Consider the following 12,153-nt stretch of genomic DNA (forward strand, 5'->3'; position numbering starts at 1 on the left):
GATCGCGCTTCTTCGTGGGCGCGGTCTTTGTTTTTTGGATAGGCTCATGCATAAAAGATGCATGGACCATCCACTGATTGATCTCATCTCCGCGCGTATCCAGAAGGCCGAAGCCGAGGGCGCCTTTGATAATCTTCCGGGGGCCGGGAAACCACTGCCCAAGGTCGAGGATCCGGAAAACGCATTGATCCGCCGGGTGATGCAGGAGAATGGCGCGGTACCGGAATTCGTCTCGCTATCCCGAACGCTGGCCGCACTGCGGTTGGAGCTGCAGGAGACCGGCGACCGTAGTCGCCGGAAAGACATCATGCAGGAAATGTCGATGCTTGAGGCCCGGATGGATTTGGCAAGAAAAGCCTACAGTAAATAGCAACTACACGGCTCTTGTGCGTGATGGACAGGAAAAGGTCCGGTGTTTGAGGTTAAGCCCGAGTACTCAAGCGCGCAGATCTACGTGACCGCAACTTAGACACACTAGGTTTTGGGGGGCGATATATGCCCACGGTGCGGCGCGCGGCGAAGCCGGTCACCAATCTGGGTGGCCTTGGTCAACAATGTCGCCATTTGCACCTGTTCAGCAGGGGTTAGCCCGGTCAGAATATCCGACTGCAAGTCCTCTACAATGGGAAGTGCTTCGCGTAAGAGAGAGTGGCCTTCTTCGGTCAAAGACACCATTCTTGCGCGCTTGTCAGAAGGTGAAATATCGCGCTGGATCAGTGCTTTAGTCACCAGGCGGTCGATCACCTTACCAAGCGTGGCGCGGTCATATGCGATGCGCGCAGCGATGGTCGCTTGGTCGGCGCCTGGTTCACGGGCGATGGCAGCAACTGTCGCAAATTGTACCGGGGTCAGGTCAATATTATGCCGCGCCATATGGTCTGCAAAGAGTGCGACGGATATTTGGTGCAATCGTCGTATTAAGTGGCCGGGGGATTGCAAGGTATCTATCGTTGGCTCAGCCATGTCTCGCCTCCCGTTGGAAAATGGCTCTTAATAGTCTCGATTGAGTCGAGTGTGCCAGAACTATAGATAGAATTTAAAGCGAATCTTCCATCCATAGTAAAATGTTTACGGGTTGAAGGGAATGCGACTTTTCCTTGAACAGCTAGCGGAGTAGATCACCGGATATGGTCATTCGTTTTAAATCGCTAACCGAAATCCTTGATCAGGACTACGATTGCGTCATTGACGTGCGGAGTCCCGCTGAATTTGCAGAAGACCATTGGCCGGGCGCTATCAACCTGCCGGTTTTAGACAATGATGAACGAGCCGAAGTTGGCACCATCTATGTGCAGGAAAGCCCGTTTCTCGCGCGTAAGGTGGGAGCGGCAAAAGTGTTCCGAAACGCAGCCGATCATGTAGAACAACGTCTGAGCCACCATCCGGGATCTTGGCGTCCGCTTGTCTACTGCTGGCGGGGTGGGCAAAGGTCTGGCAGCTTCACCTGGTTGTTGCAACAGATTGGCTGGCGTGCGGATGTCGTGGAAGGTGGCTACCAGAGCTATCGGCGCCTGGTGCACGACTATCTATACGACGCGCCATTGCCGCACCGCTTTGTTGCGCTGGACGGCTATACAGGCACTGCGAAAACCGAAATTCTCAAGCGGGTTGGTATGCTTGGCGGACAAGTACTGGATCTCGAAGGTCTCGCGCATCATCGGGGATCTCTGCTTGGAGACTATCTGACACCACAACCCAGTCAAAAAGCCTTCGAATCTGAGCTGGCCGGGCAACTGGCCCGGATGAACCCCGATCGGCCAGTGCTGATTGAGGCAGAATCCAGTAAGATTGGCGCACGGATTATCCCGCCGCAGCTTTGGGCTGGTCTGAAACGGGCACCGCGGATAAAGGTTGAGGCAAAGGTGACTGCGCGTTGCCAGTATCTGCTGTCAGGCTATGAGGATATCCTCTCCAATGCACCTATGCTGCGGGAGCGTTTGGATGGCTTGCGGGCGCATCGATCCAACGCGGTTGTTGATGGCTGGTTTGATATGATTGCGGCAGGCGACAAACCTGCGCTCACCGAGGCATTGATGGTGCAGCACTACGATCCGGCTTATGAAAGCGCCCGCCGGAGCATCGGTGCGGATGTCATATCGACGCTGCAGGCGGGGGATTTGGGCACATCAGATCTTGATCGGATAGCGGCTGATCTTCTGACGTTTCTTGACGGGCTCTGATCATTTCGGAGCCCGATGCGGGCCGCTAACGGCGTCAGTTCAGGGTAATTGCACCAGCGGAGGGTCCCATATGGCCGATGATCGTTGCCTCGGGTGCATACCCGCGCAGTTTTGGCAGCAAATCCGCAACTTGGTTCGTGGGTACAGCAGCCAGCAAACCGCCTGCGGTTTGCGGATCAAACAACAGGTCTTGCCGACCACCGGTCGCGATCTCGGGCAGTAGGCCCGCATTCTCTGCGAAAAGCGAGGATCGAACCCCTCGAGCCGACAAGTGAGCGGCACCAGGCAGCAGCGGGATGGCGTCGCAACTGACTTCTGCACCGAGGGATGAGGCTTCGCAAATGCCGAGCAAATGACCCAGCAGGCCGAAGCCGGTCACATCCGTCATCGCGTTTGCAACCCGTAAGAGCTCGGCGGTTTTGCCTTGGGGCTGGCTCATCGCTGTCAAAGCTTCAGCGACCCAGACACCATTGGCTTCTCCGGACATTTCGGCCGCCATGATAACGCCGGTGCCAAGGGGCTTGGTCAGGATTAAGGCATCTCCGGGCTGGGCGCCCGCCAAGGTGATTGGCGGACCATCAGACAATCCGGTGAGCGTAAATCCGATTGTCAGTTCATCCCCGACAGACGTATGACCGCCGACAATGTCGGCTCCAGCGTCACGGAGAACGTCACCGGCGGCTGTCATGATTTCGCTAAGGGTGCGCGCCTGTAACTCCGGCGATAACCTTGGCAGTATCAGATTTGCGGTAGCAGCTTGCGGCTGCGCTCCCATCGCCCAGATGTCGCCAAGCGCATGGATCGCCGCGATGCGGGCCATTACAACCGGGTCGGCGGTGAAGGCCCGCAGGTGATCTGTGCTGAGGACCTGCAGCTGTCCACCGGTGACCAATAACCCAGCATCGTCGCCGGGTAGAGGCGTTATATCTGATCTTTGGCTGGCAGGCTGGGATCCAAGTGTTGTTTTCAGTGCGCGTGCACCGACCTTGGCGCCACAGCCACCACACATCGGTTTATGACCCAGAGCTTCTGGCAGATCATGCGTGTGTTCCGGCGGTAGTGTTGGCTGATCCATCGACGGGAGATCGCGGAACTGCTCCATGAAGCTTTGATCTATGTGGTCTTTCCAACGCCAAATCCAGCTTCCGGCAAAGGTCTGTCCAAATCGTTCACCGACGGCGGTCTTGCCGCCCATTGAGATCAGTTTCAGATAGTCTTTTTGTGGGCTGTAGCGCTGAAGCGGATCCTTGGTCAGGGTCGCGCGCAAATTCTGGTATAGGATTGGTGCCTGACGTACTGCATAGACCCCGGCCTTGGGGCGTGGGTTCGACTTGAAATGTGCGCAGTCGCCGCTGGCAAAAACACCGCCCTGACTGGTTTGTAGATAGTCATCCACGCTCAGAAAACCGTCGTGCAGATCTAATCCTGAATTGGCGAGCCAGGGATAGGGCCGTGCGCCAGCTGCTCCGGTTGTAAAATCAGAACGAACGGCGCGTCCATCTGAGAGGATCACATGTTCAGCTTCGACCTGGGCGATATCTGCGTGTTCTATCACGGTGATACCAAGACTGTGTAGCGCAACACGCAGCCGGTCACGGGATTTAGCGTCTGTGTCGGTTAGAATTTTACTACGATCAATCAGCGTGGCTTGCTCCAGACGGTCACGTGCACGCAGGGAATGGGACATCGCGAGGATTAGCTCAACCCCGGCCACGCCCCCCCCTACCACCGCGATATGGGCCGGATCATCGCAATTGAGGTAATCCGCCCAACGGGCGGCAAAGCGGCCAAGAGGTTTGGCCGGTATGGCGTTGTCGGCAAACCCGGCCATATCGGGCATAGCAGAGGTGATGCCAACATTGATCGCAGCAACATCATAGGCGACTGGTGGGCGCCTCGCGACATGTATTTCCTGCGCGCGGGTGTCAATATGTTCGGCGGCACCCAGGATCACCCGCGCCCCGGCAAAGCGTGCCAACTTAACCAGATCTATATCCAACTCGTCACGATCATAGTGACCAGCCACAAACCCCGGCAACATGCCGGAATAGGGGGCAGTAGGGCCGGGATTGATGACCGTAAGCCGTGCGCCTGCTAGGGGGCGCATGCCCCATCTGCGCAACAGCAGCGCATGGGTGTGACCGCCACCAATCAACACGACATCTTTGGTCAAGGGTAGGGGAGCGGCGTGCATAGCGGTTCTCGTTACTGGGCAGGGAGAGCCCACCCGAAAACCCGTTGTCCCGGATGAGAACCCCTACCTAACGCGGCAGGGGGTTTAAGAATCAGACGCCGGGGCCGATCACTTCGTTTTCTGGTTGCTTATGCGTGGCCCAGATTTTGTCCTCGCCCGCATCGGGCAGGCTTTCGGGACTGTCGTGCCTGTGGATGTGGATCTTGGCAATGAAATTTGCCGTGATCGGTGCTGTCAGAAACAGGAACAGCGTGATCATCAGCTCATGTACCGACAGGTGATGTTCGTAAGCTCCGGCATGAACAATGGACGCCATAAGTACGCCGCCAACACCAAGTGTTGTCGCCTTGGTCGGAGCGTGCAGCCGCGACATACGGTCGTTGAGCTTCAGCAGGCCAAAGGAGCCAACAATGCCAAAGATACCACCGATCACAAGAAACCCGGCAATGATGATGTCAAAGAACTGTTCCATGCTCTCTCCTTACTCGATGATATTGCCGCGCAGGATGAACCGCGCGTAGGCCACAGTGGATACAAAGCCAAGCATGGCAATAATCATGGCTGCCTCGAAAAAGATCTCCGTTCCAAGCGCCAATCCATAGAGCACCATCAGTGCAATGGCGTTGATGAACATGGTATCCAACGCTAGAATTCGGTCTGCGATGTCCTCGGCGGATACGACCTTCCAGAGATTCATAAGCAGTGACAAGGCAAAACAAACGAACGCAAAAATTGCAGCTGTTTCGATCATTCGAAAATCTCCTTCAGGCGGCGTTCGTAGCGGTCTTTGATCTCGTCCCGTACGGCTTCCGGATCTGGTGCGTCGAGGCAATGAACCAGCAGTGCATGACCCTCTGCAGACAGATCAGCAGAAACGGTACCGGGTGTCATGGTGATGGTTGCAGCAAGAACCGTAATGGCCTCGGGTGTGCGCAGATCCAGTGGAATGGTGACCCAATTTGGATGCCGACTGGCATTTGGCTTGAACAATACGATCTTCGCCACGACCAGATTTGCCACCACAATATCGTAGAGCACAATGAAGATATAGCCAATGATCTTCACCGGGCCTTTCATCTTCAGTTGCTGCGGCCAGAAGGGTTGGGTTACGAATGGGATCAACACCCCCAGCATGAAGCCAAAGACCAGCGAGTTGAGTGACCAGCCATTCACCAACAGCAACCAGGTCACAGTCAGTACAAGTGTCAGGATCGGGTGTGGCAGTATGCGGCGCATGAGCTTCATTTCGAGGCCTCCCCGAGGACGGTTTCGATATAGGCGGTCGGCGTAAACAGTTGGGCGGCAGTGGCATCTGCAAAGCGGGTCATCGGACCGGCAAAGATTGTGAGCATCACAATCGCGGCCATCAGGCCAAAACAGACCACAAGGGGCAAGACCGGCGCTGAAGCTACCTTGTCCTCCGGCAGATCCCTATCTGTGTCGGTGTCGGAAGCCGTTTCGTCATCGGTGTTTGGCAGGCCATGGCTTTTCCAGAAGATCAACGTGCCGGCACGGGCAAGACCGATAATGGTCACCAGCGAACCGACCAGAATGACCGCCCAGATCCACCAAACCAGATCATTGTCGCGGGCGGCATCCATCACCAAGAGCTTGCCGATAAACCCAGACAGGGGTGGCATGCCCGCGAGTGCGATTGCTGCGATAAAGAACATCACTGACAAGAGACCACTTTGTGGCATGAGCCGGAGCGCGTCCACCGCACCTCCCTGGCGCTCCATCACCTGATCGGCAATCAGGAACATAAGCGCAGTCGCGAGTGTAGAATGAACAATGTAGTAAAGCGCAGCACCGGCGGCGGCCGGAGTGAAGAGGGAGATAGAGATCAATAGTGTCCCCATCGATGTAATCGCGCCAAAGGCCACCAAACGCCCGATCTCGCGTGAGCCGAGAACGCCAATAGCACCGACAGCCAGCGTAACAAGTGCGGCGGGCAGTAGCCAGTCGCCGACCAACCCTTCCGAGATCGCAAGATCAGGGCCGAAGATCAGCGTATAGACACGCAGGATGGCGTATGCGCCGACCTTGGTCATAATCGCAAACAAGGCGGCGACGGGCAAAGGTGCCTGACTGTATGATGCTGGTAGCCAGAAATGCAGCGGCAGGACTGCGGCTTTGATCGCAAACACCAAAAGAAGCATCACCGCGCCAACCCGCAGGAGCGCGGTCTCGTCGGCGGGCATCTCTGCCACACGGACAGCAAGATCGGCCATATTGAGCGTGCCGGTAACCGCGTAGATGGTGCCAAGTGCAAATAGGAACAGCGTCGACCCCAAGAGGTTGTAGACAACATATTGCACGCCAGCCTGAAACCGTTTTGCGCCGCCTGCATGGATCATCAACCCGTAAGAGGCAATCAGCAGAACCTCAAAGAATACAAAGAGGTTAAAGGCATCGCCGGTCATGAAAGCGCCGAGAATGCCCATGATCTGAAATTGGAATAGTGCATGGAAATTCGCCCCACGGGAATCCCATCCGGTGCCAATCGCATAAAGCACAATGGCTAGAGCAAGCACCGATGTGAGGACGATCATCATCGCCGCGAGCCTGTCCAGTACCAGGACGATGCCAAACGGTGCGGGCCAGTCACCCAGCTCGTATACCTGAACTGTGCCATCTGCGGTTTGCGCGGCAAGAGCCAGTGTCAGGCACAACACTAATATGCTGCTTGCAACAGAGAAAATGCGTTGCAGGTCCAGATGGTAGCGCAGGACCATGATGATAAAGGGTGCAACAATTGCCGGAAGGACAATCGGCGCAATCACGAGGTGGTTCATGCGTCATCTCCCGCTTTGGCGTCGCCGTCACTTAGGTTGATCCGGTCATCTCGCGATGAAAGATAGGCTCCTAGTGCGATCATCACCACAACGGCTGTCATGCCAAAGGAGATGACAATTGCTGTTAGAACCAGCGCCTGCGGCAGCGGGTCTGTATACGGGACCTGCTCGTATTTATTCAGGATCGGAGGTGCGTTGGTCATCAAGCGCCCGGTCGCGAACAGAAATACGTTGACCGCATAGGAGACCAGCGACAGCCCGAGGATGACCGGAAAACTGCGCCGGCGCAGGATCAGGTAGATGCCGGCCGCGGTCAGAACACCCACAGCCGATGCGACTAAAATTTCCATATTCAGCCCTCGTTTTCGGTCACGGCCACATCATCGCGGGCCGGGTTGATATCCATCGCATGGGTGCTGTCGGTGCCAGGTTGCCAGGCAAAGCGTGACAGGCTCTCCAGCGCCAGCAAAACTGCGCCAACAACCGCTAGAAACACACCGAGATCAAAGAACGCGGCCGTCGCCCATTCGAACTCCTTCAGCGGTGCCCAGTGCAGGTAGCCAAAAGCGCTGGTCAGGAAAGGCGTACCGCTGAACCAAGATCCCATCCCGGTTGCAGCGGCGATCAGTACCCCAGAGCCAATTATCGCATGATAGGGGTAGCGTTGCCGCTCGGTCGCCCAAGCAAAGCCAGATGCCATATACTGCATGATGACGGCAATGGCTGCGATCAGGCCTGCAATAAATCCGCCGCCGGGCAGGTTGTGACCGCGGAAGAAAATATAGGCAGCGACCATCAGTGCAAGCGGCATCATGACCCGTGTGGCAACCACCATCATCATCGGATGGGAATCACCGGCTTGTGGCAGATCTGGCTTTCGGTTCAGCAGATAGGCGCGCACTCGGGTCCCCAGGACCGCCTCGGTCAGTGCAAAAATTACCAGTGCCGCAATGCCCAGAACGATGATTTCACCAAAGGTGTCAAAACCACGGAAGTCGACCAGGATCACATTGACTACATTGGTACCACCACCGCCTTTGTAGGAGTTTTCGAGGTGGAAGCCCGAAATCGTTTCGCCAATGAAATCACGTGTCATCAGGGCATAGATCAGCCCGCCGACACCAATGCCCGCGACGCTTGCGATAGATATATCGCGAAAACGCGCGCCGCCGGAGCTTTCAACCGGTGTTTCCTTGGGCATGAAATTCAGTGCTAGCAACATCAGGATGATGGTCACAACCTCAACTGAAATTTGCGTTAGAGCGAGGTCCGGAGCGGACATGTAGTTGAACCCCATGGACACCACGAGGCCTACAACGCCGATCAAAACCAATGCCAGCAGACGATTGCGGTGCATCGCGACAAGGAAGCCGGTGGCGATCAGCAGGCTGGCCCAACCGAGTATCGGGATCAGGCCGACGTCCTGAACGGTACGGGTCGGTGCTGCCAGAGTGCCGGATTGATAGGCATAGTAGGACAGCGCAGTAGTAAAGGTAATCATAATCGCGGCATAGCGCGGCATCGATCCGTTGTGCATCCCGTCAGTGGTCGCGCGTGCCAGTCGAGTGAATGCTGATATTATGGCGTCGAAAATCACCTTGGCCTCGGGCCGGGGAGCGGCATTCCAAAGGCGCATCAGCGGTTTATGGAACATTAACAGGACTACGCCGCCAATAACAGCCACCATCGACATATAAAGCGCAGGCGTGAAACCGTGCCAGAGTTTCAAAGAATAGTAAGGCAGTTTTTCGCCGCCAATCACAGCTGAGGCGGCGGTCGCTACCAGCGGCCCGACGATCTTGGCCGAGAATAGGCCTATCAGCACCACTAGGCCTACCAGAAAGGCAGGTGCCAGCCACATACCTGCACCCGGATCATGCGGGGGGGCAGGATAGTCGCTGCGCTTCGGACCCAGGAAGACATGGGCAATGTAACGGAACGAATAAGCCGCAGAAAACAGTGCTCCCAATAGCGCAAGGCCCGGTACTAGATAGTGAGAGCCAGCCCAGACCGTGTGCACGGTTTCTTCCAACATCATCTCTTTTGAGAGAAAGCCATTGAAAGGTGGAATGCCGGCCATGGAAAGCGCTGCGACTGTGGCAATGGCGAAAGTAATCGGCATCAGGTATCGCAGGCCACCCAGCCGTTTGATGTCGCGGGTATGGGTTTCGTGATCGATGATGCCTGCGCTCATGAACAACGCCGCTTTAAAGGTGGCGTGGTTGATGATGTGGAAGACAGCGGCCACGGCTCCAATTTTCGTACCAAAGCCCAACAGCATGGTGATCAAGCCCAGATGGCTGACGGTTGAGAACGCAAGAAGAGCCTTCAGATCATCCTTGAACAGGGCGATGACGGCACCAAGAACCATGGTGATCAGGCCAGTGGTGGCAACAATATAGAACCATTCAGGTGTGCCCGCGAGAACCGGCCACATGCGCGCCATCAGGAAGAGGCCCGCCTTCACCATTGTAGCCGAGTGCAGATAGGCTGATACCGGGGTGGGAGCTGCCATCGCGTGCGGCAACCAGAAATGGAACGGAAACTGCGCCGATTTGGTGAAGGCACCTATCAGGATCAGGATCAGAGCCGGCAAATACAGCGGTGAGGCCTGAATGATCTCTTTCGCTCCAAGTATGACTGTCAGGTCGTAGGACCCGACGATATTTCCCAGGATCAGCATGCCGCCGATCATTGCCAGACCACCGGCTCCAGTGACCGTCAGTGCCATCCGTGCGCCTTGGCGCCCCTCGGGAAGGTGCTTCCAGTAGCCAATAAGCAAAAACGAACTTAGCGAGGTAAGTTCCCAGAAGACCAAAAGAAGCAGGATGTTGTCCGATGTGACGATCCCGACCATCGCGCCCTGAAACAGCAGAAGATAGGTGTAGAAATTCCCCATCGGGTCTTCGCGTGACAGGTAGAACCGGGCATAGAGGATGATCAAGAGGCCGATGCCAAGGATCAGCCCTGCAAAGAGGAAACCCAAACCATCTAGAAAGAAATTGGCATTCAGACCTAGTGCGGGTAGCCAGTCGAATTGCGCCTGAATGACCTCGCCGCGCATCACCGCGGGGGCGTGCAGCATAAGTCCGACAAACGCGAGCAAAGTTGTCAGGCCTGCCGCCGATGCCGAGGCATTGCGCCCAGCACGGATCAATAGCGCGGGAAATACCGCGCCGAGAAAGGGCAGGGCTGCAATCAGGAACAGGGACACGTGCGGTTCTCCTCCATGCACTGGGCTAATCGTTCGGTGCCTAAGCAATTTTTCGCAACTGTGCCAGCCCCGACCGCGCCTGCAAAGCCTACAAAAGCGGCGATCAGGTTAGTTTTTTGCGAACCACTCCAGTTTGGTGTGGCTTGGTGTCAGGTTGACAAGAACTTGATCACCATGCGGGATGTCTCATGCTGAATACGATGCAAGAACCTGCTAGGTCTTGGAGTATGTAGCAGGGCGCCTGCAGCGCAGGGAGAGGCCAGATGTCGCAATCTCAATCAAAAATGTCTGATAGTGCGAAGGCACCATCAGCTCCAACGGATTCTGAACCGCCTGTTGGTTCTGATCTTCCGCGCGGTTTGATCTCGCGACGTGGTTTGCTGCGTCTCGGTGCATCTTTCGGGACACTCGCCGTAGCTGGTAGCGCTGGGTATATCTGGTGGCGCAGGCAGCCGCCTGATCATGACCATCCCCGCCTCTCCGTAGCGGAAGCATTTGCCAAGGCCAAAGACAGCGAGTTGATATTGGTTGATATCCGTACGCCCCGAGAATGGCGCGCCAGCGGTGTGCCTGTAGGGAGTCATCAGATCGATATGCGTCGTAAGGATTTTCTGGCAGCGCTTGATGATGTCACAGGCGGTAATCGCAGCTTGCCACTGGCATTGATCTGCGCACGTGGTGTGCGGTCGGCACGGGTAACGCTGGCATTGAACGCCGCGGGCTACAGCAACGTGATTGACGTTCCAGAGGGGATGCTTGGTTCGGCCGCCGGACCAGGGTGGCTGCGCAGTAATCTGCCCGTAGCCCGTTGGAAAGATCAGGGATAATGCGGATAGGAACAATGCTGTCACAGAAAGTAGACTCTGAAACTAAAATCAAGGCTTGCAAGCACAAGCAACGCCGCGCCTCTAAGCGTATGGGGCGTTGGCCTCTAAGTTTGGGCGCCGTCCTAACCGGATTGGGGCTAGTCCCTATGGCGCATGCAGGATGTGGTCCTGTTGCCGAGGCCTGTCAAATCGACGAGGGCGACTATCATATCGAATTGCCGAAAATCAGCGCGGGCGAAGAGCTGCCAGTTGTTATGTTTCTGCATGGGTACGGCGGATCAGGCAGCGCCGCGTTGCGCAACCGTGCAATGGTCGATGGGTTGACCGACCGGGGGTACGCGGTGATTGCACCAACAGCATTGCCGCGTAGCCCGGGTGGCCCCCGGTCCTGGGCATTCCTGCCGGCATTCGGGGGGCGGGACGAATCTGTGTTTTTCGATGCGGTTCTGGAAGATGCTGAAGACAAGTTTAACATCAACCGACAGGATGTTGTTTTATCAGGTTTTTCCGCAGGTGCCTTTATGGTCAGCTATCTTGCTTGCTCGCACCCGGAGCAGTTTGCTGCCTATGCAACAATTTCCGGAAGCTTCTGGCGTTCACAACCCGATAGCTGCCAAGGTCCTGTGCGTTTGATGCATACCCATGGATGGGCTGACGATGTTGTACCGCTGGAGGGGCGATACCTTAGCAACCGGCGGTTTCAGCAAGGAGATATCTTTGCTGGGCTCGAGCTGTGGCGTGACACCAACAGTTGCACCACACATGCGCCTAACCGCAGCTGGTCCGAAGACAACCAGCTGCGCCGTCGTTGGGAGTGTGGGCCTGGAGCGGACATCGAATTTGTGCTTTTTTCGGGCGGTCATCGGGTGCCGCAGGAATGGGCAAATTGGGTCGCGGATTGGTTTGAGGAAAGCCCTCTGTCGCAGTGATGCAACACGTGTCG

12 protein-coding genes are annotated in these 12,153 nt (G+C 56.3%); 4 read left to right on the forward strand and 8 right to left on the reverse strand.

The genetic code is table 11. The features are described 5' to 3' along the window. Positions 1–61 precede the first annotated feature (61 nt). Positions 62–370 carry a DnaJ family domain-containing protein gene (locus ACEWZM_RS16810; RefSeq protein WP_414008067.1) on the forward strand — a complete coding sequence of 103 codons (309 nt, stop codon included), beginning with the start codon at positions 62–64 and terminating at the stop codon, positions 368–370. 104 nt (positions 371–474) lie between these two features. Here ACEWZM_RS16810 and ACEWZM_RS16815 read toward each other — a convergent pair whose 3' ends face one another. After that, on the reverse strand, positions 475–963 hold the full coding sequence (locus tag ACEWZM_RS16815) for a MarR family winged helix-turn-helix transcriptional regulator (protein WP_414007530.1): 489 nt from the start codon (positions 961–963) through the stop codon (positions 475–477). A 164-nt stretch (positions 964–1,127) separates the two neighbouring features. On the opposite strand from ACEWZM_RS16815, the gene mnmH reads away from it, so the two are divergent. Beyond that, positions 1,128–2,180 carry a tRNA 2-selenouridine(34) synthase MnmH gene (gene mnmH / locus ACEWZM_RS16820; protein ID WP_414007531.1) on the forward strand — a complete coding sequence of 351 codons (1,053 nt, stop codon included), beginning with the start codon at positions 1,128–1,130 and terminating at the stop codon, positions 2,178–2,180. A gap of 34 nt (positions 2,181–2,214) precedes the next feature. On the opposite strand, the gene selD is transcribed toward mnmH, so the two are convergent. The 7 genes from selD to ACEWZM_RS16855 form a co-directional block, all read right to left on the reverse strand. After that, a complete protein-coding gene (selD, locus tag ACEWZM_RS16825; RefSeq protein ID WP_414007532.1) occupies positions 2,215–4,374 on the reverse strand; it encodes a selenide, water dikinase SelD in 2,160 nt (719 codons plus the stop codon). A gap of 91 nt (positions 4,375–4,465) precedes the next feature. Continuing rightward, complete coding sequence (locus ACEWZM_RS16830) at positions 4,466–4,846, reverse strand: Na+/H+ antiporter subunit G (protein WP_414007533.1); 381 nt, start codon at positions 4,844–4,846, stop codon at positions 4,466–4,468. 9 nt (positions 4,847–4,855) lie between these two features. Further along, positions 4,856–5,125, reverse strand: coding sequence for a K+/H+ antiporter subunit F (locus tag ACEWZM_RS16835; RefSeq protein ID WP_414007534.1), 270 nt, complete (start codon positions 5,123–5,125; stop codon positions 4,856–4,858). After that, on the reverse strand, positions 5,122–5,619 hold the full coding sequence (locus ACEWZM_RS16840; protein ID WP_414007535.1) for a Na+/H+ antiporter subunit E: 498 nt from the start codon (positions 5,617–5,619) through the stop codon (positions 5,122–5,124). Before ACEWZM_RS16840 ends, ACEWZM_RS16835 begins: the two co-directional genes overlap by 4 nt. Beyond that, complete coding sequence (locus ACEWZM_RS16845) at positions 5,616–7,169, reverse strand: monovalent cation/H+ antiporter subunit D (protein WP_414007536.1); 1,554 nt, start codon at positions 7,167–7,169, stop codon at positions 5,616–5,618. The genes ACEWZM_RS16840 and ACEWZM_RS16845 overlap by 4 nt, the downstream gene beginning before the upstream one ends. Beyond that, the gene (locus ACEWZM_RS16850; RefSeq protein ID WP_414007537.1) at positions 7,166–7,519 is read right to left on the reverse strand and encodes a Na+/H+ antiporter subunit C; all 354 of its coding nucleotides are present in this window, start codon (positions 7,517–7,519) and stop codon (positions 7,166–7,168) included. The genes ACEWZM_RS16845 and ACEWZM_RS16850 overlap by 4 nt, the downstream gene beginning before the upstream one ends. Before the next feature lie 2 nt (positions 7,520–7,521). Beyond that, positions 7,522–10,383: a monovalent cation/H+ antiporter subunit A gene (locus ACEWZM_RS16855; protein ID WP_414007538.1), complete on the reverse strand. Its 2,862-nt coding sequence runs from the start codon at positions 10,381–10,383 to the stop codon at positions 7,522–7,524. 263 nt (positions 10,384–10,646) lie between these two features. On the opposite strand from ACEWZM_RS16855, the gene ACEWZM_RS16860 reads away from it, so the two are divergent. Further along, a complete protein-coding gene (locus ACEWZM_RS16860) occupies positions 10,647–11,210 on the forward strand; it encodes a rhodanese-like domain-containing protein (RefSeq protein WP_414007539.1) in 564 nt (187 codons plus the stop codon). Between the two features lie 146 nt (positions 11,211–11,356). Beyond that, positions 11,357–12,139 carry a CE1 family esterase gene (locus ACEWZM_RS16865; RefSeq protein WP_414007540.1) on the forward strand — a complete coding sequence of 261 codons (783 nt, stop codon included), beginning with the start codon at positions 11,357–11,359 and terminating at the stop codon, positions 12,137–12,139. Positions 12,140–12,153 lie beyond the last annotated feature (14 nt).

The sequence above is a fragment of the Phaeobacter cretensis genome, from assembly GCF_047372505.1.
Lineage (GTDB): Bacteria > Pseudomonadota > Alphaproteobacteria > Rhodobacterales > Rhodobacteraceae > Phaeobacter > Phaeobacter cretensis.